The organism is Streptomyces sp. NPDC002926, from assembly GCF_053591755.1.
Map to the genome: position 1 here is coordinate 34,502 of NZ_JBSFUK010000013.1, position 24,027 is coordinate 58,528.

Below are 24,027 nucleotides of genomic sequence, written 5' to 3' on the forward strand. Positions count from 1 at the left end.
GCGAAGTCGAACGCGGGGTCAGGAAGCGAGCGTCGCGGTGTCGCGGGTCGGCTGATCCGGCAGAGGCCGGCGGCCCGGCCCGCTCACCGTCCCGCGCCACAGCCGTCGGCAGGCGGTCAGTGCCGCTGCGACCAGTAGTCCGTTGCGTACGGCGAGCAGCAGCACGCCCAGCGGGTCGCTCGCCACCACATGTGAGAACAAGAGCGGGAACTCCAGCAGCGTCGTCCCCGTGGCGGCCAGCACCAGCCAGGCAGGCAGCGCCATCCGGCTCGCCCGGAAGGCAAGGCAGGCAGCGGCGGCACCGATCAGCCAGATCAGGTACTGGGGGCTGATCACCCGGCTCGTGGTGGTGAAGAGCAGCACCGCGGCGAAGGCCGCGTCGCACGGTGTGCCCGGCCCGAACACCTTCGCCCGCAGCCGCCACCACACGAGCCAGCCGAGGGCGAGGAGGCTGAGGGCGAGCGCGACGCCGGAGACGAGAGGGACGTACGGGCCGAGGAACTCCACCGAGCCGTAATTGAGCAGCGCCTCGCCCCGCCAGCCGAAGTGCCTCGCCACATGGAAGACCAGCCCGCCCAGAGACTCGATCTCCGTGCCCCGGTCGCGCTGGGAGGTGATGAACGCCGACGCGCCCGGCAGTACCCCGCAGAGCAGCAGTGTCAGCCCTGCCGCGGTGACCGCGGCGGTGGTCCATGAGCGGCGGGTGGACCGGCCGCGCGGGGTGCCGACGAGCAGCAGTAGCGGCCACATCTTCAGCAGCGCCCCGAAGCCCGCCAGCGCGCCCAGCGTCCGCGGACGGCGCGCGCCGGCCAGCAGCGCGGTGACGGCGACGGCCGTGACCATCAGGTCGTAGCGGGCGTACGCGGTGGGGCCGAGCAGTGGCACGCCCCAGGTCCACATCCACAGGCCGCGCCGCGATGTACCGGGCCGCCCGGCCGCGTACAGGAGCAGGCCGAAGACGAGCGCGTCACAGTGCAGAGTGAGGACGAAGAAGGCGGAGGCGTAGCCGAGCCAGGGCAGCACGGCCGGGGAGAGGATGGCGAGCGCGGCCGCGGGCGGGTACTGCCAGGTGACGTCGTCCAGCGGAAATGTGCCGGCCTTCAGCACCTCGTACCAGCCCTGGTAGATCACCGAGACGTCGCTGGTGACATCCGGGCCCGGCAATTCGACGATCTTGAAGACGCAGAGCAGCAGCGCGGTCCTGCTGAGGATCCACACCGCGATGGGGAGCCGGGTGCCGCCGTTGCCGCCGCGTACGCCTGCCATGCGCGCCTCGTCCCTTTCGTCCCGGTCCGGGGGTGCCCATGATGCCGGGCAGGGCTGTGCGGGAGCGATCAGGCAGGGCCGTTCGGTACTGTCGGCGACGATGCACAAGACCTTGATCGTGACCAACGACTTTCCGCCCAGGCCCGGCGGCATCCAGGCGTTCCTGCACAACATGGCGCTGCGTCTGGACCCCGAGCAGCTCGTCGTCTACGCATCCACCTGGAAGCGCGGCCGCGAGGGCATCGAGGCGACCGCCGCGTTCGACGCCGAGCAGCCCTTCACCGTCGTACGGGACCGTACGACGATGCTGCTGCCGACCCCGCGTGTCACCCGGCGGGCCACCCGGCTGCTGCGCGAGCACGGCTGCGAGTCCGTGTGGTTCGGGGCGGCGGCCCCGCTCGGGCTGATGGCCCCCGCCCTGCGCAGGGCGGGAGCGCGCCGACTGGTGGCCACCACCCACGGCCATGAGGCCGGCTGGGCGCAACTGCCCGCGTCCCGGCAGCTGTTGCGCCGGATCGGCGAGGGCACGGACACGATCACCTATCTCGGTGAGTACACCCGCTCCCGGATAGCCGCCGCGCTGACACCCGAGGCCGCCGGCCGGATGACCCGACTGCCACCCGGCGTCGACGAGAAGACCTTCCACCCGGGTTCGGGCGGGGACGTGGTCCGCGAGCGGCTCGGTCTCGCCGGCCGGCCGGTGGTCGTCTGTGTGTCCCGGCTGGTGCCGCGCAAGGGCCAGGACACCCTGATCCTCGCGATGCCCGCGATCCTGGCGAAGGTGCCCGACGCGGTGCTGCTGATCGTCGGCGGCGGTCCGTACGAGAAGGATCTGCGGAAGCTGGCGAGCGAGAGCGGGGTCGCGAAGTCCGTGCGCTTCACCGGCTCCGTCCCCTGGGGAGAGCTGCCCGCCCACTACGGCGCGGGTGACGTCTTCGCCATGCCCTGCCGTACGCGCAGGGGCGGTCTCGATGTCGAGGGCCTCGGCATCGTGTATCTGGAGGCGTCGGCGACCGGGCTGCCGGTCGTCGCCGGCGACTCGGGCGGCGCTCCCGACGCCGTACTCGACGGAGAGACGGGCTGGGTGGTCCGCGGCGGCTCGGCCGAGGAGTCGGCCGAGCGGATCGTCACGCTGCTCGAGGACCCGGGGCTGCGCCGGCGGATGGGGGAGCGCGGCCGGGAGTGGGTCGAGGAGCAGTGGCGCTGGGATCTGCTCGCGGAGAAGCTCAAGACGCTGCTCTGACGCGTCCTGAACGCGCCCTGAGTCCTGCGGGCGCTCCGGAGGGCTCCCGGACGCTCTCCGGCCGGTTCCCGGCCGCCGTGGGGCTCGCTCGAACGGCGGCCGGGCGAGTCGCCCGCGGAGCGCGTCACGGTTTCAGGCCCGTCGGCCCGGCCGTGGCTGAAGCCTGCGGACCGCACGGCCGAAGACGCACTCTTGACGGCGTTTCGGATTGGGTCCGCGCGACATATGGGCGGAGTCGGATATTCCGCTCATGATGCGCCCATGACATCACATCTGACGCGCCGTCAACTGCTGGGTCTCGCAGCCCTGCAGGCCGCGGCCGCGTTCGGCTTCACCCGCATTGGTCTCTCCTCGGCAGCCGCCGTGGAGCCTTCCGCCGTCGACTACGCCCCCGCCGTCGTGATCGGCTCCGGCTACGGCGCGGCCGTCGCCGCACTCCGCCTCGGCGAGGCGGGCGTCCGCACGGTCGTCCTGGAGATGGGCCGGCTCTGGGACACCCCGGGCCCGGACGGAAAGATCTTCTGTACCACCGGAGCTCCCGACCAGCGCTCCATGTGGTTCCGCACCCGAACCGAGGCGCCGCTGGCCACGTTTCTCTGGCTGGACGTCGTCAACAAGAACATCAGCCGCTACCCCGGCGTACTCGACCGCGTCCGCCACGCCGAGATGTCGGTCTTCGTCGGCCGCGGAGTCGGTGGCGGATCGCTGGTCAACGGCGGAATGGCGGTGACCCCGCTGCGTTCGTACTTCTCCGAGGTTCTGCCACAGGTCGACGCCGCGGAGATGTACGACACCTACTTCCCGCGGGCCCGCGCGATGCTCGGCGTCAACACGGTGGACCCGGCCTGGTTCGAGTCCACCGAGTGGTACCGCTTCTCGCGGATCTCCCGCAAGCACGCCCACAACGCCGGGCTGAAGACCGTCTTCGTCCCGAACGTCTACGACTTCGGCTACATGCAGCGCGAAGCCGCCGGCCAGGCCACCAGGTCGGCGCTCGCGGGCGAGGTCATCTACGGCAACAACCACGGCAAGCGCAGCGTCGACAAGACCTACCTCGCGGCCGCCCTCGGCACCGGCAACGTCACCATCCAGACCATGAACCGGGCCAGAGCCATCCGGACGGAGCCCGACGGCAGCTACGTACTGACCGTCGACGTGACGGACAACGCGGGCCGGGTCGTGGAGACCAGAGAACTCGGCTGCCGACAGCTCTTCCTCGGCGCCGGCAGCCTCGGCACCACCGAACTCCTGCTGCGCGCCCGGGAGACCGGCACGCTGCCCGCCCTCAGTACCGAGGTCGGCAGGGGCTGGGGTCACAACGGCAATGTGATGACCGGCCGCGCCAACCACATCTGGGACACCGTCGGGGCGAATCAGGCGACCATGCCCACCATGGGCATCGACGACTGGGCCAACCCCACCAACCCCGTCTTCGCGGAGATAGCGCCGCTGCCGATGGGGTTCGAGCACTGGATCAGCCTCTATCTGGCGATCACCAAGAACCCTGAGCGCGGCACTTTCTCGTACGACGCCGCCACCGACTCCGCGAAACTCAACTGGACCCGGTCCCAGAACCAGCCCTCCGTCAACGCGGCCAAATCGCTCTTCGACCGCATCAACAGGGCCAACGTGACCATCTACCGGTACGACCTGTTCGGCGGCAACAAGACCTTCGCCGACGACTTCACGTACCACCCGCTCGGCGGCTGCGTACTGGGCCGGGCCACCGACAACTACGGCCGGGCCAAAGGATATTCGGGGCTCTACATCACCGACGGCGCCCTGGTCCCCGGCTCGATCGGGGTCAATCCGTTCGTCACGATCACCGCACTCGCCGAACGGAACATGACCCGGATCCTGGCCGAGGATCCCAGGGGCTGAACCGGGGCTGACCGACCGAGGCGCTCAGCCCCGGTAGATCGCCTCGATCTCGTCGGCGAAGTCCTTCGCCACCACATTGCGCTTCAGCTTCAGCGACGGCGTTATGTGCCCCGCCTCTTCAGTGAACTGGGAGGAGAGAATGCGGAATTTCCGCACCGATTCCGCCTTGGACACGGCCGCATTGCCGTCGTCCACCGCCTGCTGGACCTCCGCCAGCAGATCCGGGTCGTCGCGCAGCTCCGCCGCCGTCGAACCGGTCGGCTTGCCGTTGTCCGAGGCCCACCGCCCGAGGAACTCCTCGTCGATGGTGACCAGCGCGCCCACGAACGGGCGTCCGTCGCCCACCACCATGCACTCCGCGACCAGCGCATGCGCGCGGATGCGGTCCTCGATCACCGCGGGAGCGACGTTCTTGCCGCCCGCGGTGACGATGATCTCCTTCTTGCGGCCCGTGATCGCGAGGTAGCCGTCCTCGTCCAGGGTGCCGATGTCGCCCGTGTGGAACCAGCCGTCGGCCAGCGCGTCCGCGGTGGCGGCCTCGTTGTTCCAGTACCCCTGGAAGAGATGCTCGCCGTGCAGCAGCACCTCGCCGTCGTCCGCGATCCGCACCACCGAGCCCGGCAGCGGCTGACCGACCGTGCCGATCTTCTGCCGGTCCCACGGGTTGAACGCGGTCGCCGCGCACGACTCGGTGAGGCCGTAGCCCTCGAGCACCGTGAAGCCGATACCGCGGAAGAAGTGGCCGAGCCGCTCGCCCAGCGGAGCGCCGCCGGAGACCGCGTACTCACCGCGCCCGCCGAGGACCGCCCGCAGCTTGCTGAAGACGAGCCTGTCGAAGACCTTGTGCTTGATCTTGAGGCCGACCGACGGGCCTTCGGGAGTCCCCAGCGCGCGGCTGTAGGTGATGGCCGTTTGCGCGGCCTTGTCGAAGATCTTGCCCTTGCCGTCCGCCTGGGCCTTCGCCCGTGCCGAGTTGTAGACCTTCTCGAAGACGCGCGGCACACCGAGGATCAGCGTCGGCCGGAAGGAGGCCAGCTCATCGGTGAGGTTCTTGATGTCGGGCACACAGCCGAGCTTGATCGGCGCCATCACGGCCGCGAGCTCGACCATGCGGCCGAAGACATGCGCGGCCGGGAGGAAGAGCAGGACGGAGCTCTCGCCCGTACGGAACAGCGGCTTGAGGCGCTCGACCAGGTTGCCGCACTCCGCGAAGAAGCTGCGGTGGGTCAGCACACAGCCCTTGGGGCGGCCGGTGGTGCCCGAGGTGTAGACGATCGTCGCCGGATCGTCCGCCTTGGCGGAGGCGCTGCGCTCGTCGACGGTCTCCTCGCTGACATCGGCGCCGGCCGCGATCAGTTCGTCGACCGCGTCCTTCTCGATCTGCCAGACATTCCGGAGACCGGGCAGCCGGTCCCGTACGGACTCCACGGCGGCGGCGTGCGCGTCACCCTCCACGATCACCGCGACCGCGCCCGAGTCGCCGAGGATCCACTGGACCTGTTCGGCGGAGCTGGTCTCGTACACCGGGACGGTGACCGCGCCGGCGCTCCAGATCGCGAAGTCGAGCTGCACCCACTCGTATCTGGTGCGGGACATCAGGCCCACCCGGTCACCGGGCTGGACACCCGCGGCGATCAGGCCCTTGGCTGCGGCCCGCACCTCCGCGAGGAATTGCTTGGCATTGACGTCCGTCCAGACGCCAGCCACTTTGCGGCCCATGACGGCGACATCGGGATGCTGAGTGGCATTGCGGCGGATGAGATCCGTCAGGTTGCCGTCCGAAGGGACCTCGTACAGGGCCGGAAGGCTGAACTCGCGCAAGACTGCTGCTCCTCATCGGGCGCCGGCGCCACGGCTCTGTGTGATGCACCGGCAGCGGTCCAAGATCGGGCAGGTGCTCATGTGGGGTGAGCACGACCGGACTGCCCGGACGTTACCCATCAGTACTCGGTTCCGGATAGGGGGTTCCGGCCAGATGTTCGGTGCGTCACACGCGTATGGCAGTGCTTCGCGCAGAGTAGTCCACGCTCGAGACGGCTCGGTAGAACGGCTGATCTGCCCCGTACTACCCAGGCGCCACAGGGCGTCCTAGGGTGATCGTCATGCGAGTCAATGTGGTCAGTGACGTGCACGGCAACGCCAAAGATCTCGCCATGGCGGGCGACGGCGCCGATGCCCTCATCTGTCTCGGCGACCTGGTGCTCTTCCTCGACTACGCCGACCACTCGCGCGGCATCTTCCCCGACCTCTTCGGCGTCGACAACGCCCACTTGATCGTGGAACTGCGTACGGCCCGCCGCTTCAACGAGGCCCGTGAGCTGGGGCGCAGACTCTGGAGCGAGCTCGAGACGGACCGGGAGAGCGCCATCGAGTCGGCCGTACGACGCCAGTACGCCGAGATGTTCGCGGCCTTCCCCACGCCGACGTACGCCACCTACGGCAATGTCGACATACCGTCTCTCTGGCCGGAGTACGCACACCCGGGCACCACCGTCCTGGACGGCGAGCGCATCGAGATCGGCGGCCGCGTCTTCGGCTTCGTCGGCGGCGGACTGCGCACCGAGATGCGCACCCCGTACGAGATCTCCGACGAGGAGTACGCGGCCAAGATCGAGGCACTCGGAGAGGTCGATGTGCTCTGCTCGCACATCCCGCCCGAGGTTCCCGAGCTGACCTACGACACCGTCGCGCGCCGCTTCGAGCGCGGCAGCCACGCCCTGCTGGACGCGATCCGCCGCACCCGGCCCGCGTACGCGCTCTTCGGCCATGTCCACCAGCCCCTCGCCCGCCGGATGCGCATCGGCAGGACGGAGTGCGTCAACGTCGGGCATTTCGCGTCGACCGGACGACCTTGGGCCCTGGAATGGTGAGACCGGGCCGTGGAGTGACGGCCGGTCCGGTCGCGGTAGCCTGCACACCACACCACCCCCGGTCCGAACCGCACTGTGAGGAGCCGCAGCGATGGCGGAACACACCAGCTCGAGCATCACGATCGAGGCGGCGCCGGCCGACGTGATGGGCGTGATCTCCGACTTCGCCCGCTACCCGGAGTGGACCGGCGAGGTGAAGGAGGCCGAGGTGCTCGCCACCGACGCCAAGGGCCGCGCCGAGCAGGTCCGGCTGGTCCTCGACGCCGGCGCGATCAAGGACGACCACACCCTCGCGTACACCTGGAACGGCGAGAACGAGGTCAGCTGGACGCTGGTGAAGTCCCAGATGCTGCGCACCATCGACGGCTCGTACACCCTCGCCGCGGTCGGCGGCGGTGACCGCACCGAAGTCACCTACCAGCTGACCGTCGACGTCAAGATCCCCATGCTCGGCATGATCAAGCGCAAGGCCGAGAAGGTCATCATCGACCGCGCCCTGGCCGGTCTGAAGAAGCGCGTCGAGAGCGGGCCCGCCGCCTGATGCGCATGGTCCTCGTCACCGGCCTCGGCGGCGCGGGCCGTACCACCGTCGCCGCCGCCACCGCGCTTGCCGCGGCCCGGCGCGGCAAGCGAGCCCTGTTCCTCTCCGCCGAGCCCGGTGAGGTTCTCGGCCTGCCCGTCACCGGCTGTCCCGGCGAACCCGCCGAGGTCACCGACGGCCTGTGGGCCGCGCGCGTCGACTCCGGCGCCGACTTCCGCGCCGAGCTGCTCACCCTCCAGGAGCGCAGCACCGCCGTGCTCGATCTGCTGGGCGCGGCGCGGCTGGAGGACGAGGAGCTGACCGAGCTTCCGGGCAGCGACCAGTTCGCGCTGCTGCGCGCGCTGAGGACCGCCGCCGGCGGCGACTGGGACGTGGTCGTCGTCGACATGCCGCCGCTGCGCGAGACCATCGCCCTGCTCGCCCTGCCGGAACAGCTGCGCCGCTATCTGCGCCGGCTGCTGCCGGCCGAACGGCAGGTCGCCCGCGCGCTGCGTCCGATGCTCGCCCAGCTCGCCGGCGTACCGATGCCCGCGCAGTGGCTCTACGAGAGCGCCGGGCGCTGGGACACCGAACTGGCCGGTGTCCAGACAGTGATCGAATCCGGCAGCACGACCCTGCGGGTCGTCGCCGAGCCCGGACCCGCGGCTGCCGATGCCCTGTGCGCGGCCCGCGCCGGACTCGCGCTGCACGGACTGCGGATCGACACCGTCGTACCGAACCGGATCCTGCCGCTGGACTCGGCCGACACCTGGCTCGCCACCCTCTCCGCACAGCAGGGCAAGTATCTGCGCCAGTGGTACGAGGAGTGGGCGCCCGAGGCCTCGCTCAGCGAGGTGCGGCACCTCGGCCGCGACCCGCGCGGTCTCGACGACCTCGCGCTCCTCGACACGCGGTCCGCACGCACCACCTTCGAGGCGGCGGGCACGGGCGGCGGGCTCGTCGACGGCGAGGGACTCGCCGTCGCACTCGAGGGGGACTCCGAAGAGCGCCGCGAGGACCCCTGGCGGGTCGAGTACGCGGGAACGGCCGATGACGAGGACGACCTGCGCTACGTCTGGTGCCTCCGCGTGCCGGGCGCCGTGAAGGAGGACGTCTCGCTGGTGCGTCGCGGCGACGAACTGCTGGTTACCGTCGGTCCGTTCCGCAGGATCGTTCCGCTGCACTCCGTGCTCCGGCGCTGCACCGTCTCGGGCGCGGGACTCGCCGACGAGGTACTGACGGTCCGCTTCACTGCTGACCCCGAGCTGTGGCCGCGGGCCCGCTGAACGCGGCGCCTCCATTCGGGTAACGTCGAGGGTACGAACCCTCCGTTCCGCCCGCCCTTCCGCAGGAGTACCCCATGAGCGATGCCACTGAGCGTCCCGCCGTCGACGACGACGCCTGGGCCAGGGCGTGCGCCGAGGACCTGGAGGCGGAGAAGGCCCGCCGCCGCGCGCAGTCCGGGTCGACACCCGGCTCCGCGGGCGAGGAGCTGCGCAAACTGCTCGACGCGGTCGCCGACAAGGTCTCCTCGTTCCAGACGTCGCTGCCCGGCATGGCCGCGCAGAACGCCGTGCAGCAGCTGGTCAACCAGGCGAGGTCCGCCGTCGAGCCGGTCATCGAGCGCAACCCGGAGATCTTCGACCACCTCGCGGCGGCCGGCGGTGAGCTGCTCGCCGCCTATCGATCCGCTGTCGAGGGGCATGAGCGACGCTGGACACAGGGGCCGAACTCCTCCGCGGACGCCAAGGACCCGCGGGACGAGGGCCCGGGGCCGAGCGAGCACGTCGACCTGGACTGACACGGGACGGTGCCCGCCCTCGGGTACGGTTGGCCTTAGCGGGGCTCGACCGAAAACTGAGGGACACATGGGACTCACCATCGGCGTCGATATCGGCGGCACGAAGATCGCGGCGGGGGTCGTCGACGAAGAGGGCACCATTCTCGAGACGCACAAGGTGCCCACCCCGTCGACACCCCCGGCGATCGTCGACGCGATCTGCGCTGCTGTCGCCGGGGCCGGCAAGGGGCACGTCATCGAGGCCGTCGGCATCGGTGCCGCCGGATACGTGGACGACAAGCGCGCCACCGTCCTGTTCGCGCCGAACATCGACTGGCGCCACGAACCGCTCAAGGACAAGGTCGAGCAGCGCGTCGGGATGCCGGTGGTCGTGGAGAACGACGCCAACGCGGCCGCCTGGGGCGAGTATCGCTTCGGAGCCGGGCAGGGCCACGAAGACGTCATCTGCATCACGCTCGGCACCGGTCTCGGCGGCGGCATCATCATCGGCAACAAGCTGCGCCGCGGGCATTTCGGTGTGGCCGCGGAGTTCGGCCACATCCGGGTGGTCCCGGACGGGCTGCTGTGCGGCTGCGGCAGCCAGGGCTGCTGGGAGCAGTACGCCTCGGGGCGGGCCCTCGTCCGCTACGCCAAGCAGCGCGCCAACGCCACTCCGGAGAACGCCGCGCTGCTGCTCGGGCTCGGCGACGGCACGGTGGAAGGCATCGAGGGCAAGCACATCAGCACGGCCGCCCGGCAGGGCTGCCCGGTCGCGATCGACTCCTTCCGTGAACTGGCGCGCTGGGCGGGCGCGGGCCTGGCCGATCTGGCCTCGCTCTTCGACCCGTCGGCGTTCATCGTGGGCGGCGGTGTCTCGGACGAGGGCGAGCTGGTCCTCGACCCGATCCGCAAGTCCTTCCGCCGCTGGCTGATCGGCGGCCAGTGGCGCCCGCACGCCCAGGTGCTGGCGGCCCAACTGGGCAGCAAGGCGGGCCTGGTGGGCGCGGCTGACCTGGCGCGCCAGGGCTAGTTCTCGACCTGAACCGTTTTCTGTCCGCAATCGCCGGGCGGGCCGAATACCGGCCCGCCCGGCGATTGTGGTCCGGGGTCCGGGGCGAAGCCCCGGAAAAGGCCCGCACCGACGTATCTTGCTCACATGGCGATCACCGGGATTCCCGACTCCCGCACCGAGCCGGACGGTTCGGCCGTGATCCGGGTACTCAGCTACAACATCCGCTCGATGCGCGACGACGAGGACGCACTGGTCCGGGTCATCCGTGCCTGCCGGCCCGACCTCGTGTTCGTCCAGGAGGCCCCGCGCTTCTTCCGCTGGCGCAAGCACGCGGCGCGGCTCGCGGCCAGGAGTGAGCTTGTGATGCTGTCCGGCGGAGCGACCGCGACCGGGCCGATGCTGCTCTGCTCACTGCGCGCGACCGTGGAGCGTACGGAGGACGTGCTCCTGCCGCACACCCCGGGTCTGCACCGGCGGGGCTTCGCCACCGCGGTGGTACGGATCGGGTGTGCCCGGATCGGGCTGCTGAGCTGCCATCTGAGCCTGCAGACGGACGAGCGCTATGCACAGTCCGGGATGCTGCTGGACCGGCTGACGGCGATGGACGTGCCGTACGCGATCGCGGCCGGGGACCTCAACGACCGGCCCACCGGGCGGAGCTTTCGCCGGCTGGCGGCGGAACTGCAGGACTGCTGGGCGGTCGCGCCATGGGGTGGTGAGCACACCTCGACACCCGAGAACCCGCATCAGCGGATCGACGCGATCTTCGCGACCGAAGGTGTCGAAGTGCTGGGCTGCGGAGTGCCGTTGGACCTCCCGGGCATCACCGGGGCCGACTTGCGCGCGGCGACGGACCATCTGCCGGTGCTGGCGGCGCTGCGCGTCCCCGCGGTCGGAGCGCGTGCCGCCTGAACCGCGACCGGCGGACGGAGTCCCGGCGGAGGGAAATCAGGGCAGAGCCCCGGAGGGAAATCGGCAGACAGGAGAGGCATCAGCAGAAGGCAAGAGAGATCAGCGGAAAGTCATTCAGACGACCGCGCCGCGGCCCGGGTCGTCGTCCTCATCGTCATCGTGGGACATCCGCGCCACCAGGGTCGCGAAACCGCCCAGGAAGCCGCCGACGCACAGCGTGGTCAGCCACCATGTCATGTCCCACTGCAGCAGCACGGCGACCAGCATCAGTACCGGACCGCCGACGACCGCGAGCCAGGCGAACTTGGCCGTGACATCGGCATCAGGCAGCGGCGGCGGCTCCGGCGGTACGAAGTGGCCCTCGTCGCTCTCGTCGAGGTCGTCGTCCTTCGCCTCGGCCACGCCGTAGTCGCGCGGGCCGCCGACCCCGGGCGCGAAGGTGATCGAGCTGCCCAGGGCGGGCCTGTCCGCACCGGAGCCGGTGCCGGAGCCGGGCTCGGACTCCGGGGACGGGTCGTCCTCCGGAGCCTTGGGAGCCTCGTTCACCTCGCCCGCGAGCATGGCGAGGTCCTCCACCGACTTGAACGGCTTCGCCCCCGGCGGGTCTGTCGGCTCGTCGCCGTACCCGGCGACGATGGCCGCCCAGGCGGCCTCCTCGTCTATCGGCTGCGGCTCACGGTCCGCGTCGTGCTGCTCAGCCACCGGTGGTGCTCCCCTTCTTCCCGACACTCGGAGCGAGCCGACCGATGAACGCGTAACTCTCGTCGAAAATCCGCTCCGCATCGTGGTCCAACGTCGCCACGTGGTAACTCTGTTCCAGCAGGATCTCCGAAACGTCCGTGGACGAGACCCGGCTGAGGATCCGGGCCGAGTCGACGGGCGGCACCACATGGTCCTGCGGGCTGTGCAGCAGCACCATCGGCTGAGTGACCTGCGGCAGCTCGCCGTCCACCAGCCGGAAGAACTGCCGCAGCGAGTGCGCGGCGTGCATCGGCACCCGGTCGTACCCGACCTCCTCCGAGCCCGCGAGGGCGATATCGCTCGTCACCCCCTTGGTCGTGCGTACGAAGTGGCGGGCGACCGGCAGGGCGTACGCCGCCAGGCCGTGCACCTTGTTCGCCGGGTTCACCACGACGATTCCACTGACCGCGTCCCCGTGCTTCGCGGCGAGCCGCAGCGCGAGCGCCCCGCCCATCGAGAGCCCGAAGACAAAGACCTGACTGCACCGCTCCAGCAGCACCCGCAGTTCGCGGTCCACCTCCGCGTACCAGTCCTGCCAGCCGGTGACCTGCATGTCCTGCCAGCGCGTGCCGTGTCCGGGCAGCAGCGGCAGGGACACCGTGAGACCGCGCTCCGCCAGATAGTCGGCCCAGGGCCGCAGCGACTGCGGGGAACCGGTGAAGCCGTGACAGAGAAGTACGCCGACCTCTCCGCCTTCGTGGCGGAACGGCTCGGCTCCAGGGAGGACCGGCACCGGGGTCTCCTTTCAGGGTTCGGGGCCCACGGCGAAGCCGCTGATGTGACAGCCCCGGTAGGTCACAGCGTGAGTGTCTGAGGGTGTAGTTCACCGTACGCGACCGGACTGACACCGACCAGGTCCGTAGGCCCCCCGGAGCGGGGAGCCCGGACCGGCCACGGGATAAGGTCTGTTCGACAGCACACAGGAGGCATTCGAGTTGATCTACGGCGCAATGAAGTTCTCCATAGGGGGCTCGCTGAAGCTTGCCTTCAGGCCTTGGGTGGAGGGCCTCGAGAACATTCCCGCGGAGGGACCGGCGATCCTCGCGAGCAACCACCTGTCTTTTTCGGACTCGTTCTTCCTGCCCGCGGTCCTGGACCGCAAGGTGACCTTCATCGCCAAGGCGGAGTACTTCACTTCGCCCGGGGTGAAGGGCAAGCTCACCGCTGCCTTCTTCAAGGGCGTCGGACAACTCCCGGTGGACCGTTCGGGTGCCCGCGGCGCGGGTGAGGCGGCGATCAAGGCCGGTATAGAGGTCATCCAGGGCGGCGGTCTGTTCGGTATCTACCCGGAGGGCACCCGCTCTCCGGACGGCCGCCTCTACCGCGGCAAGCCGGGCGGCCTCGCGCGCGTGGCACTCGCCACCGGCGCTCCGGTCATCCCGGTCGCGATGATCGACACCGAGAAGATCCAGCCGCCCGGCAAGGTGATACCCAAGCTGATGCGCCCGGGGATCAGGATCGGCAAACCGCTCGACTTCAGCCGCTACCACGGCATGGAGAACGACCGCTTCATCCTCCGCTCGGTCACCGACGAGGTCATGTACGAGATCATGAAGCTTTCCGGCCAGGAGTACGTCGACATCTACGCGACCGCCGCGAAGCGACAGCTCGCGGAGGAGAAGGCGGCGGCGGAGAAGGCCGAGAAGGCGGCGGCGAAGGCGGACAAGGCAGAGAAGACGGAACGCCCGGCCGCGTAGCCGCGTTGTCCGTCCCGGGGGGTGGGGGAAATGGCCAAGCGCGAGCATGTCGTGCGGATGTCGGTCGAGCTGCCGCTGTGGCGTGCGCTCGCCGCCTACCGCGTACTGACGATGATCTACGCGGTGCTCCTCTTCGTCTTCACCCGCGGCAAGTTCGAGCATCCCTGGGTGGCGGTCGCCTTCCTCGCGGTGATGACCGTCTGGACGCTGGTCACGCTCCCCAAGGTCACCAACGCCACCCGCTGCACCAAACGCTTCCTCGGCGCCGACCTCGCCATCGCGCTGACCGGCATCATGCTCACGCCGCTCGCCGACGCCCAGGCACAGACCGTCGACGGCCCCACCCTGCCGACGATATGGACCGCCGGATCCGTGCTCGCCTTCGCCATCAAGGGCGGCTGGCGCTGGGCGGGCTTCGCGTCCTCGTTCGTCGCCGTCGCCAATATCGTCGAGCGCGGCCACCCCAGCCGGGACACCTTCCACAACGTCCTGCTGGTCTGGGTCGCCTCCATCGCCATCGGTTACGTCGTCGAGGTCGCGCGGGCCTCCGAGCTCACCCTCGCCCGCGCTCTGGAGATCGAGGCTGCGACCCGCGAGCGGGAACGGCTGGCCCGCGACATCCACGACAGCGTGCTCCAGGTGCTGGCGATGGTGCAGCGGCGCGGTACGGCACTGGGCGGTGAGGCCGCCGAGCTGGGCAGAATGGCCGGGGAGCAGGAGGTCGCCCTGCGCACCCTGGTCTCCAGCGGTCTGGTGCCCACCACCCGCGCCTCCGAGGACATCTCGCTCGGCGCCGTGGTCCGTACCGTCGACGTCGACGACGATCCGTCGCACGGGTCCGAACTGTGCGATCTGCGCTCGCTGCTCGCCCGGCACGCCGGGTCGAGAGTGACCTTGTCGGAGCCGGGCGCCCCGGTGCTGCTGCCGGCCGGCGCGGCGGCGGAGCTCGCGGCCGCTGTCAGTGCCGCACTGGACAATGTCCGCAGGCATGCGGGTGACGAGGCCCAGGCCTGGATCCTCGTCGAGGACTGGCCCGAAGAAGTGATCGTGACGGTACGGGACGACGGGCCGGGCATCCCGGAGGGCAGGCTCGCGCAGGCCGAGGGGGAGGGGCGGCTCGGTGTCGCACTCTCGATCCGCGGGCGGCTGCGGGAGCTGGGCGGCAGGGCCGAACTGCTCTCGGTGCCGGGCCAGGGCACAGAAGTCGAATTGAAGGTTCCACGGGGGAAGGCAGGCACATGACGAACCAGCAGGCGGGCGGTCGGACGGACCCGCAGACGGACCGGCAGACGATCAAGGTGATGGTCGTCGACGACCACCCGATGTGGCGGGACGCGGTCGCCCGCGACCTGGCCGCGGCCGGGTTCGACGTGGTGGCGACGGCGGGCGACGGACCGCAGGCCGTGCGCAGGGCCACGGCTGTCGCGCCCGACGTTCTCGTCCTCGACCTCAATCTGCCCGGGATGCCCGGCGTCCAGGTCTGCAAGGAGCTCGTCGGGGCCTACCCGGCCCTGCGGGTCCTGGTCCTCTCCGCGAGCGGCGAGCACGCCGACGTACTGGAAGCGGTGAAGTCCGGCGCGACCGGATATCTGCTCAAGTCGGCCAGTACGGGGGAGCTGACGGATGCCGTGCGACGCACCGCCGTCGGCGATCCGGTCTTCACACCGGGCCTCGCCGGCCTCGTGCTCGGTGAGTACCGCCGGCTCGCCTCCGAGCCCGCACCCGCCTCCGGCGGCGACGAGCCGAAGGCCCCGCAGCTGACCGAGCGCGAGACCGAGGTGCTGCGGCTGGTCGCCAAGGGGCTCTCGTACAAGCAGATCGCCGAGCGTCTGGTCATCTCGCACCGCACCGTCCAGAACCACGTCCAGAACACCCTCGGCAAGCTCCAGTTGCACAACCGTGTGGAGCTCGTGCGGTACGCCATTGAGCGGGGGCTCGACGACGCGTAACCCCCGCCCCCTACTCGTACGAGTGAAAGCCGTACGTCAACCTCCGCATGACGTACAGGAATTGACCTTTCGTCCCATCCCTCAGTGACCTGGATCACCATTAGCGTGGCGGTCCTACGGCTCACCAGGCGAAGGGAATCTTCCATGCGCGTCGGAGTACTGACCGGGGGCGGCGACTGCCCCGGGCTCAATGCGGTCATCCGTGGCGTCGTCCGCAAGGGCGTGCAGGAGTACGCGTACGAATTCGTCGGCTATCGCGACGGCTGGCGCGGACCCCTCGAAGGCGACACGGTTCCACTCGACATCCCGGCCGTACGCGGCATTCTGCCCCGCGGCGGCACCATCCTCGGCTCTTCGCGCACCAACCCCCTCAAGGCGGAGAACGGCATCCGCCGGATCAAGGACAACCTCGCCAAGGGCGAGGTGGACGCGTTGATCGCGATCGGCGGCGAGGACACCCTCGGTGTCGCGGCGCGGATCTACGACGAGTACGGCATCAAATGCGTCGGGGTGCCCAAGACCATCGACAACGACCTGTCCGCCACCGACTACACCTTCGGCTTCGACACGGCGGTCGGCATCGCGACCGAGGCCATCGACCGGCTCCACACCACCGCCGAATCACATATGCGCGTCCTGGTCGTCGAGGTGATGGGGCGCCACGCGGGCTGGATCGCGCTCCACTCCGGTCTGGCCGGCGGCGCCAATGTGATCCTCATCCCGGAGCAGCGCTTCGACGTCGACCAGGTCTGTGCCTGGGTGACCTCGCGTTTCAAGGCCAGCTACGCGCCGATCGTCGTGGTCGCCGAGGGCGCCATGCCCAAGGACGGCGAGGCGGTCCTCAAGGACGGCACGCTCGACTCCTTCGGCCATGTCCGGCTCTCCGGCGTCGGCGAGTGGCTGGCCAAGGAGATCGAGCGGCGTACCGGCAAGGAGGCCCGCACCACCGTCCTCGGCCATGTCCAGCGTGGCGGCACCCCCAGCGCCTTCGACCGCTGGCTGGCCACCCGCTTCGGTCTGCACGCGATCGACGCGGTACGGGACGGGGACTTCGGCAAGATGGTCGCGCTGCAGGGCACGGACATCGTGCGCGTCCCGATCGCCGAGGCGACGGCCAGGCTCAAGACGGTCGACCCGAAGCTGTACGAGGAGGTCGGGGTCTTCTTCGGCTGACCGCTCGGCACGGCGAGCCCCGGGTATGGGCCGTTATGCGCGTCCGGCCCATACCCCCTGGTCCCACCGCTGATCAACCGACGAGCACGCCCGCGAGCAGTGCCGCGGTGAGCGCCGCCCCGTCCGTCGTGAGCACCGATTCCGGGTGGAACTGCAGACCGGCGAAGCCAGGACCGCGCATCGCGTGCACCTCCCCGCTCGCCTCGTCGCGGCTGAGCTCGATGCGGTGCGTTGCCAGCTCCGCGGCGGTCTTCTCGTCGCAGCGCGCGGTGAAGCTGTTGTAGAACCCCACCGTCTCCTCGCGCCCGAAGAAGTCGATCCGCTCCTGCGCCCCTTGGTGCGGTGCGTCCTTCCGTACGATCTCCAGGCCCAGTTCGGCCGCCATCAGCTCATGGCCGAGGCAGACGCCCAGCAGACCGTGGCGGTGCTCGCGCAGCAGATCGGCGGCGAGCGCACGCAGGAAGCGCATCTTCGGATCACCGGCATCGGCGGGATCGCCGGGGCCGGGACCGAGCACCACCGGTCCCTCATGGGCGCGCACCGTCTCCCGCAGGCCCGGCTCGTCGTACCGCCGGACCGTCACCTCCAGGCCCGAGGAGCGCAGCAGATGCGCCAGCATCGCGGTGAAGGTGTCCTCGGCGTCGACGATCAGGGCATGGCCGGTCAGCTGGGCGCAGCGCTCCTGCATTCGCAGCCAGAAGGGCGCGAGGTCGGCGCGACGGGCGTCCAGGGCGGCCCGCACCCGCGGATCGTCGGCGAGCTTCGGGCGTTCGGCCTGCTCCTCCGGCCGCCCGGGACGCACCCCCAGCGCGGCCAGTACCCCGGCCGCCTTGGCGTGCGTCTCGGCGACCTCGCCCGCCGGGTCGGAGTGCCGTACCAGGGTCGCCCCGACCGGTACCCGCAGGGAGCCATCGGCGGCGATGTCGGCGGTGCGGATGAGAATGGGCGAATCGAGGGTCTGCGCGCCGGCCTGTCCTTCCCGCCCGCCACCCGGGCTCCTGCCGATCAGCGCCAGCGCGCCCGCGTAGTAGCCGCGGCCGCCCACCTCATGGCGCTCGATGACACGGCAGGCGTTCTGTACCGGCGATCCGGTGACCGTCGCCGCGAACATGGTCTCCTTCAGCACCTCCCGTACATCGAGCGACGAGCGCCCTCGCAACTCGTACTCGGTGTGCGCGAGATGAGCCATCTCCTTGAGCCGCGGCCCGACGACGACACCGCCCATGTCGCCGACGGTGCACATCATCTTCAGCTCCTCGTCGACGACCATGGAGAGCTCCTCGCGCTCCTTGCGGTCGTCCAGGAAGCCGAGCAGCCCCTCGGGGGTCGGCCCCTCGGGCGGATAGCGGTACGTCCCGCTGATCGGATTCATCACGACGGTGCCGCCGCTCATCCGGACATGGACCTCGGGGGAGGCGCCGACCAGGGTGCGCCCGCCCGCCTCCCGCCGCCCTTCCGGGGAAGGCCCTTCGGGCCGCCTGTTTCCGGTGTGCACGACGAAGGTCCAGTACGCGCCGCGCTCGCCGGCCAGCAGCCTCCGGAACAGGGCCAGCGCGTCGGCCCGGCCGAAGCCCGGGATCCTGCCGGTGTATGTACGGCGGATGACGAAGTTCGCGCCCTCGCCCTGCCCGATCTCGTCCTCGATGACGCGCCGGACGATGCCCGCGTACTCCTCGTCGTCGACGTCGAAGGCTCCGTCCTCGACCCGTACGTCGTGCTCGGGGAGTCTCTCCAGGGCTTCGGCGAGAGGGAGTTCATGGCACTCGTCGGCGACGAGCACGGTCAGTGGCGTCCCGTCGTCGCGTACGTCGAAGCCGCGTTCCCTGATCTGGCGGAACGGGACCAGGGCGAGCGAGGGGCGGTCGCCGACGGGAATGTCGGCGAGCCGCTCGGCCTCGTGGACGGTGCCGATCAGGACCTCGACGGTGTCGTGGTCGTGGCCGGGTGTGCGCCTGCGCAGCAGGGCGAAGGGCGGGCCGTCGTCGTCCAGCAGCCGGTTGATGAGCATGGTCGTGTTCCTTCCGAGTGGGAGGAACGGCCGCTGTCCCGGGACCCCGGGAAACACTGAAGGCCGCCCCTCGGGCGGCCTTCGCGACTGGGTGTACGCGCAGTCAGTGGGCCGCCGGATGAGCGGTCCACCACCAGTTCTGAGTCGGTTGCGCGAACATGACGCCGACCATAACGCATCCGCCCGCGGCTCGGCAGCGCGTCCGAGGGGTGGCTGTGGGTAGTAGCTGTGACGCGGCCGGCGACGACCTGGCGGTCCTGGCGGCCCGTGCGTATCGCGCCCCCGGACCGCCCGTGACGGGCGGGCCGACCTTCGCGTCGGACTGTGGATGCGCCCGGATCCCAGCCGGATCCCAGCCGGATCCCAGCGGGATTACAGCCGGATTCGATACGGGCAGCAGTCGTGCTCCGAGTCCACTCCTGTCTCATTTGGTGGGCGGTCGGAGGTACGTCCGCAGAGACCCCGTAATGTTGACGGCGTGACCGTGAACGCTAAGACCACCGCTGCCGGTGGCAACACCTGGCGAGACCTTCCCGCGGCGCAGCAGCCCGAGTACCCCGATGCCGAGGCCCTGCGCGATGTGATCGCGGACCTCGAGTCGTATCCGCCGCTCGTCTTCGCGGGCGAGTGCGACCAGCTGCGCGCCCGACTGGGAGCCGTCGCCAAGGGCGAGGCGTTCCTGCTGCAGGGCGGCGACTGCGCCGAGGCCTTTGACGCGGTCTCCGCCGACCAGATCCGCAACAAGCTGAAGACCCTCCTCCAGATGGGCGCGGTGCTCACCTACGCCGCATCCGTCCCGGTGGTGAAGGTCGGCCGGATCGCGGGCCAGTACTCCAAGCCGCGCTCCAAGCCGACCGAGACCCGCGACGGCGTGACGCTCCCGACCTACCGGGGCGACTCCGTCAACGGCTTCGACTTCACCGAGGCGGCCCGCATCCCGGACCCCGAGCGCCTGAAGCGGATGTACAACGCGTCCTCCGCGACGCTCAACCTGGTGCGTGCCTTCACCACCGGCGGTTACGCCGACCTGCGGCAGGTGCACGCCTGGAACCAGGACTTCGTGAAGACGTCGCCCTCCGGCCAGCGCTACGAGCAGCTCGCCCGCGAGATCGACAACGCGCTGAACTTCATGAAGGCCTGCGGCACCGACCCGGCGGAGTTCCGCACGGTCGAGTTCTACGCCTCCCACGAGGCGCTGCTGCTGGACTACGAGTCGGCGCTGACCCGCGTGGACTCCCGTACCGGCGATCTGTACGACGTCTCGGGCCACATGGTCTGGATCGGTGAGCGCACCCGCCAGCTGGACGGCGCGCACATCGAGTTTGCCGCGCGGATCCGCAATCCGATCGGTGTGAAGCTCGGCCCGACGACCACGGTCGACGAGGCGCTGCAGTACATCGACAAGCTCGACCCGGAGCGCGAGCCGGGCCGGCTGACCTTCGTCGTCCGTATGGGCGCCGACAAGGTCCGCGACAAGCTCCCCGAGCTGGTCGACAAGGTCACGGCCTCCGGCGCCACGGTGGCCTGGGTGACCGACCCGATGCACGGCAACACCTTCGAGGCGGCCTCCGGCCACAAGACCCGCCGCTTCGACGATGTGCTCGACGAGGTCAAGGGCTTCTTCGAGGTCCACAAGGCGCTCGGCACGCACCCGGGCGGCATCCATGTCGAGCTCACCGGTGACGATGTCACCGAGTGCGTGGGCGGCGGCGACGAGATCTTCGTCGACGATCTGCACCAGCGCTACGAGACGGCCTGCGACCCGCGGCTGAACCGCAGCCAGTCTCTTGACCTGGCCTTCCTGGTCGCCGAGATGTACCGGGACCAGTAGTCCGGATGACGACTGTGGGGCGCGGATCGATGTGATCCGCGCCCCACGGTCATATCCGGGGCTTTTGCGTACCGGGCCCGGCGGGTAAGGTTAGGTAAGCCTCACCGATCATCGGGAAAGGCGCCACGATCCCGACCGGGGAGGTGAACCGCGTGTACGTCTGCTCATGCTTCGGCATCACCGAGAAGCAGGTGAAGGAGCACGCGGATGCCGGTGCCTGCACGCCGCGCCAGATAGCGTCGGTCTCCAAGGCGGGCACCGACTGCGGATCGTGCGTACGCCGGATCCAGGGGCTTCTCGGCCGGGGAGCGTGCCCGCGCCGCGAGCTGCTCGACCAGGGCGAATCGGCCGCCGTACTCGCCGTGGACCCGGAGCTCAGCGAGGCCGCCTAGCCCCACGAGGCGATTCAGCTCTCCGGCTGCTCGATCAGCTGGGCGATGTAGAGCGCTTCACCGAGTTTCTCGACCAGCTCCAGCTGGGTGTCGAGATAGTCGATGTGGTGCTCCTCGTCCGCCAGGATCGACTCGAAGATGTTCGCCGACGTGATGTCGCCCTTGCCGCGCATGACCTCGATGCCGCGCCTGAGGCGGTCGATCGCCTCCACCTCGACCTGCCGGTCGGCCTGGAACATCTCGGTGACCGTCTGGCCGACGCGCACATGGAAAAGGCGCTGATAGTTCGGCAGGCCCTCGAGGAAGAGGATCCGGTCGGTCAGTACTTCCGCGTGCTTCATCTCGTCGAACGACTCGGCACGGGTGTACTTGGCGAGCTTCGTCCAGCCGAAGTTCTCCTGCATCTTCGCGTGCAGGAAGTACTGGTTGATGGCTGTCAATTCGGCGGTCAGCTGCTCATTGAGGAACTCGATGACCTCGTGGTCGCCCTGCATCGCAGAGGCTCCTTCCGCACGTATGACTGGGGCAGGTGCGCGCATCCTCGCACCGCGACCGAGGGGCGTCCAGTAAGTGCATGCTTAGTAGGAGTTGCCCGAATCGGCTCAGACCTGGTCATGACCACCCCTCCTGGTCTGTCACCATTGAAGGCATGGGTCAGCCGGAGAGCCGGGAATACCGCGCGTCAGAGGAGTCCGAGCTTCCGCCGGGGCAGCGACTTCAGCGTGGCTGGCCGGTCACCCACTACGGCCCCGTGCCCAAGTTCAAGCCGGACCGCTGGGAGTTCAGGGTCTTCGGCGCCACGGCGGACGGCGACAAACGCTGCTGGAACCATGAGGAGTTCTCGGCGCTGCCCTTCTCCAGCGTCGTCGCCGATCTGCACTGCGTGACGAAGTTCAGCATGCAGGGGGCCGAATGGGGCGGTGTGTCCGCCCGTACGCTGATGGACTTCGCGCCGCCGGCGCCGAACGCCACCCATGTCATGGTCTGGGCGGAATACGGCTACAGCGCCAATCTGCGGCTCTCCGACTTCGCCTCGGAGCGCACGATATTCGCGACCCACAAGGACGGTGAGCTGCTCACCGCCGAGCACGGCTTTCCGCTGCGGCTGGTCGTGCCGCAGCTGTACGCCTGGAAAGGGCCCAAGTGGGTCCGGGGCGTGGAGTACATGACCGCCGATCGCCGTGGCTTCTGGGAGGAGCGCGGCTATCACAATCTCGGAGACCCGTGGCGCGAGCAGCGCTACTCGTACCAGGAAGAGCCCGGGGACGGCCCCGAGCTCTGAGTCCTGGTGCTGGTGCTGGTGCTGGTGCTGGTCAATGGTGGTACCGGTGGGCCACCGCGTGGCCCCTGCCGCGGCCGATCATCCACTTGTTGACGGGTGTGGTGGCCACAAAGGCGAGGACGAGCGAGGCGGCGAGGGCGCCCCAGAACAACGCGTCCGAGAGATGCGCGTCCATGGCGTTCGGCCAGAGCGCGATCACTCCGTTGTCGATCAGTTCCATCACGGCGATGGACAGCGTGTCGGCCGCCAGTGCGACCCGGACCGCGGTACTGAGGCCGACGCCGGCCTTGAGGACGCCGCGCAGTGTGAGTGAGTAGCCGAAGAAGAACGCCAGCACGATCGCCAGGATCATCGTCGGCACATTTCCCCAGCCGAACGCGGTGCCGAGCACCATCCCCAGGACCTCGCCGATGGCGCAGCCCGTGAGGCAGTGGAGGGTCGCCCGGGCCGCCATCGACCAGCTGACCGTGCCGATGTCGTGCGTGTGCTCTTCGTGGGTGTGGTGAGGGGGCTCGGTGTGGGTGTCGTGCTGCATGAGAAGCCCCCGGAGTCAGGCGGTGGTTCCTGTCGACAGCAATAAACGGTATACCCCTAGGGGGTATTCCCGACGAAGATTTCTCAGCGGAGCTTCTTCAGCAGCGCGACATCCGCCGCGTGCCCTTCCTTGCCTCCGGGCGTCTCGATGATCAGTGGTATGCCCTCGGTCGACGGGTGCCGCATCAGCTCCCGGAACGGCTCCTCGCCGATATGGCCGGAGCCAATGTTCTCGTGGCGGTCCTTGCGGGCACCGGCCACATCCTTGGAGTCATTGGCGTGGATCAGCTTCAGCCGCCCCTCGCCGACCGTGTCCACCAGCAGATCCAGAGTCTGCGCCATCCCGTGCGGGCCGGCGAGATCGTGCCCGGCCGCGAAGATATGGCAGGTGTCCAGGCAGATGCCCAGCTTGGGATGGAAGTCCAGCGCCTCGAAGTACGGGCCGAAGTCCCAGGTCCTCGAGCAGAGCGACGAGCCCTGTCCCGCCGTCGACTCCAACAGCAGGAACGGGTCGTCGTCGTGCGTCAGCTCCTCGAGCAGCGGCAGCAGACGCTCCCGTACCTGCGCCAGCGCCACCTCGCGGGGACGGCCGCCGGTCGCCGAGCCGGTGTGCACCACCACACCCAGCGCGCCGATCTCCCGGCCCCGGCGCAGCGAGTGCCGCAGGGATTCCACGGACTTCTCGACGGTCGCCTCGGTGTGCGAGCCGAAGTTGATCAGATACGGCGCATGGACGTACGCCGAGATCCCCTCGGCCGCGCACTCCCTGCGGAACTGCTCGTCCTGCGCCGGGTTTCCGGTGGGCGTCGCCCAGCCGCGCGGATTGGCGACGAAGACCTGGACCGTCTCCGCCTCCAGCTCACGGGCATAGCCGAGACCGGTCGTGGCGAGGCCGCCGGCCACGGGGACATGGCCGCCGACGGGGTTCCGCATCAG

Annotated in this window: 24 protein-coding genes; 15 read left to right on the top strand and 9 right to left on the bottom strand. The window is 69.7% G+C overall.

Features of this window, described 5'->3' with window-relative positions:
• Positions 1–18: 18 nt before the first annotated feature.
• Positions 19–1,266 (bottom strand): glycosyltransferase 87 family protein, encoded by a 1,248-nt coding sequence (locus ACWDZ6_RS20620; protein WP_451504008.1) that lies wholly within the window; start codon positions 1,264–1,266, stop codon positions 19–21.
• A gap of 100 nt (positions 1,267–1,366) precedes the next feature.
• On the opposite strand from ACWDZ6_RS20620, the gene ACWDZ6_RS20625 reads away from it, so the two are divergent.
• Together ACWDZ6_RS20625 and ACWDZ6_RS20630 are read left to right on the top strand one after the other, a co-directional pair.
• Positions 1,367–2,509: a glycosyltransferase family 4 protein gene (locus ACWDZ6_RS20625; RefSeq protein ID WP_451504009.1), complete on the top strand. Its 1,143-nt coding sequence runs from the start codon at positions 1,367–1,369 to the stop codon at positions 2,507–2,509.
• A gap of 261 nt (positions 2,510–2,770) precedes the next feature.
• On the top strand, positions 2,771–4,390 hold the full coding sequence (locus tag ACWDZ6_RS20630) for a GMC oxidoreductase (protein ID WP_451504010.1): 1,620 nt from the start codon (positions 2,771–2,773) through the stop codon (positions 4,388–4,390).
• 24 nt (positions 4,391–4,414) lie between these two features.
• Here the strand turns inward: ACWDZ6_RS20630 and ACWDZ6_RS20635 are convergent, their stop codons facing one another.
• On the bottom strand, positions 4,415–6,211 hold the full coding sequence (locus tag ACWDZ6_RS20635) for an AMP-dependent synthetase/ligase (RefSeq protein WP_366736030.1): 1,797 nt from the start codon (positions 6,209–6,211) through the stop codon (positions 4,415–4,417).
• A gap of 281 nt (positions 6,212–6,492) precedes the next feature.
• Here ACWDZ6_RS20635 and ACWDZ6_RS20640 point away from each other — a divergent pair, with 281 nt between their 5' ends.
• From ACWDZ6_RS20640 to ACWDZ6_RS20665, 6 genes are all read left to right on the top strand, one after another.
• Positions 6,493–7,260: a metallophosphoesterase family protein gene (locus tag ACWDZ6_RS20640; protein WP_366736031.1), complete on the top strand. Its 768-nt coding sequence runs from the start codon at positions 6,493–6,495 to the stop codon at positions 7,258–7,260.
• A gap of 91 nt (positions 7,261–7,351) precedes the next feature.
• A complete protein-coding gene (locus ACWDZ6_RS20645; protein WP_326649395.1) occupies positions 7,352–7,801 on the top strand; it encodes an SRPBCC family protein in 450 nt (149 codons plus the stop codon).
• Positions 7,801–9,066 carry an ArsA family ATPase gene (locus ACWDZ6_RS20650; RefSeq protein WP_451504011.1) on the top strand — a complete coding sequence of 422 codons (1,266 nt, stop codon included), beginning with the start codon at positions 7,801–7,803 and terminating at the stop codon, positions 9,064–9,066. Before ACWDZ6_RS20645 ends, ACWDZ6_RS20650 begins: the two co-directional genes overlap by 1 nt.
• Before the next feature lie 74 nt (positions 9,067–9,140).
• Positions 9,141–9,581, top strand: coding sequence for a DUF5304 domain-containing protein (locus tag ACWDZ6_RS20655; RefSeq protein WP_366736033.1), 441 nt, complete (start codon positions 9,141–9,143; stop codon positions 9,579–9,581).
• Between the two features lie 67 nt (positions 9,582–9,648).
• Positions 9,649–10,590 carry an ROK family glucokinase gene (locus ACWDZ6_RS20660; RefSeq protein ID WP_351447992.1) on the top strand — a complete coding sequence of 314 codons (942 nt, stop codon included), beginning with the start codon at positions 9,649–9,651 and terminating at the stop codon, positions 10,588–10,590.
• 126 nt (positions 10,591–10,716) lie between these two features.
• Complete coding sequence (locus ACWDZ6_RS20665) at positions 10,717–11,484, top strand: endonuclease/exonuclease/phosphatase family protein (protein ID WP_451504012.1); 768 nt, start codon at positions 10,717–10,719, stop codon at positions 11,482–11,484.
• Between the two features lie 114 nt (positions 11,485–11,598).
• Here ACWDZ6_RS20665 and ACWDZ6_RS20670 read toward each other — a convergent pair whose 3' ends face one another.
• Both ACWDZ6_RS20670 and ACWDZ6_RS20675 read right to left on the bottom strand, forming a co-directional pair.
• On the bottom strand, positions 11,599–12,186 hold the full coding sequence (locus ACWDZ6_RS20670) for a hypothetical protein (RefSeq protein ID WP_451504013.1): 588 nt from the start codon (positions 12,184–12,186) through the stop codon (positions 11,599–11,601).
• Positions 12,179–12,958: an alpha/beta hydrolase gene (locus ACWDZ6_RS20675; RefSeq protein ID WP_389177587.1), complete on the bottom strand. Its 780-nt coding sequence runs from the start codon at positions 12,956–12,958 to the stop codon at positions 12,179–12,181. The genes ACWDZ6_RS20670 and ACWDZ6_RS20675 overlap by 8 nt, the downstream gene beginning before the upstream one ends.
• Positions 12,959–13,160: 202 nt before the next feature.
• Here ACWDZ6_RS20675 and ACWDZ6_RS20680 point away from each other — a divergent pair, with 202 nt between their 5' ends.
• The 4 genes from ACWDZ6_RS20680 (at position 13,161) to ACWDZ6_RS20695 (ending at position 17,044) form a co-directional block, all read left to right on the top strand.
• A complete protein-coding gene (locus ACWDZ6_RS20680) occupies positions 13,161–13,922 on the top strand; it encodes a lysophospholipid acyltransferase family protein (protein WP_366735334.1) in 762 nt (253 codons plus the stop codon).
• A 30-nt stretch (positions 13,923–13,952) separates the two neighbouring features.
• The gene (gene macS, locus ACWDZ6_RS20685) at positions 13,953–15,164 is read left to right on the top strand and encodes a MacS family sensor histidine kinase (protein ID WP_451504014.1); all 1,212 of its coding nucleotides are present in this window, start codon (positions 13,953–13,955) and stop codon (positions 15,162–15,164) included.
• A complete protein-coding gene (locus ACWDZ6_RS20690) occupies positions 15,161–15,871 on the top strand; it encodes a response regulator (RefSeq protein WP_451504015.1) in 711 nt (236 codons plus the stop codon). The genes macS and ACWDZ6_RS20690 overlap by 4 nt, the downstream gene beginning before the upstream one ends.
• 144 nt (positions 15,872–16,015) lie before the next feature.
• Complete coding sequence (locus tag ACWDZ6_RS20695; protein ID WP_451504016.1) at positions 16,016–17,044, top strand: 6-phosphofructokinase; 1,029 nt, start codon at positions 16,016–16,018, stop codon at positions 17,042–17,044.
• Between the two features lie 73 nt (positions 17,045–17,117).
• Here the strand turns inward: ACWDZ6_RS20695 and ACWDZ6_RS20700 are convergent, their stop codons facing one another.
• Both ACWDZ6_RS20700 and ACWDZ6_RS20705 read right to left on the bottom strand, forming a co-directional pair.
• Complete coding sequence (locus ACWDZ6_RS20700; RefSeq protein WP_451504017.1) at positions 17,118–19,052, bottom strand: anthranilate synthase family protein; 1,935 nt, start codon at positions 19,050–19,052, stop codon at positions 17,118–17,120.
• Positions 19,053–19,155: 103 nt separating this feature from the next.
• Positions 19,156–19,224 carry a trp operon leader peptide gene (locus tag ACWDZ6_RS20705; protein WP_366735361.1) on the bottom strand — a complete coding sequence of 23 codons (69 nt, stop codon included), beginning with the start codon at positions 19,222–19,224 and terminating at the stop codon, positions 19,156–19,158.
• Between the two features lie 306 nt (positions 19,225–19,530).
• Between ACWDZ6_RS20705 and ACWDZ6_RS20710 the strand changes: the two genes are divergently transcribed.
• Complete coding sequence (locus tag ACWDZ6_RS20710; protein ID WP_351454532.1) at positions 19,531–20,883, top strand: class II 3-deoxy-7-phosphoheptulonate synthase; 1,353 nt, start codon at positions 19,531–19,533, stop codon at positions 20,881–20,883.
• 143 nt (positions 20,884–21,026) lie between these two features.
• Positions 21,027–21,275 carry a (2Fe-2S)-binding protein gene (locus tag ACWDZ6_RS20715; RefSeq protein WP_326649381.1) on the top strand — a complete coding sequence of 83 codons (249 nt, stop codon included), beginning with the start codon at positions 21,027–21,029 and terminating at the stop codon, positions 21,273–21,275.
• Positions 21,276–21,289: 14 nt separating this feature from the next.
• Here ACWDZ6_RS20715 and bfr read toward each other — a convergent pair whose 3' ends face one another.
• Positions 21,290–21,769 (bottom strand): bacterioferritin, encoded by a 480-nt coding sequence (gene bfr / locus ACWDZ6_RS20720; protein ID WP_351454530.1) that lies wholly within the window; start codon positions 21,767–21,769, stop codon positions 21,290–21,292.
• A gap of 155 nt (positions 21,770–21,924) precedes the next feature.
• Here bfr and ACWDZ6_RS20725 point away from each other — a divergent pair, with 155 nt between their 5' ends.
• Complete coding sequence (locus ACWDZ6_RS20725; RefSeq protein ID WP_326649379.1) at positions 21,925–22,557, top strand: sulfite oxidase-like oxidoreductase; 633 nt, start codon at positions 21,925–21,927, stop codon at positions 22,555–22,557.
• Positions 22,558–22,588: 31 nt separating this feature from the next.
• Here ACWDZ6_RS20725 and ACWDZ6_RS20730 read toward each other — a convergent pair whose 3' ends face one another.
• Together ACWDZ6_RS20730 and ACWDZ6_RS20735 are read right to left on the bottom strand one after the other, a co-directional pair.
• Positions 22,589–23,092 (bottom strand): DUF4396 domain-containing protein, encoded by a 504-nt coding sequence (locus tag ACWDZ6_RS20730; RefSeq protein ID WP_451504018.1) that lies wholly within the window; start codon positions 23,090–23,092, stop codon positions 22,589–22,591.
• An 83-nt stretch (positions 23,093–23,175) separates the two neighbouring features.
• Entirely contained in the window at positions 23,176–24,024 is an 849-nt protein-coding gene (locus tag ACWDZ6_RS20735; RefSeq protein WP_451504019.1) for a deoxyribonuclease IV, read from the bottom strand.
• Positions 24,025–24,027: the final 3 nt, after the last annotated feature.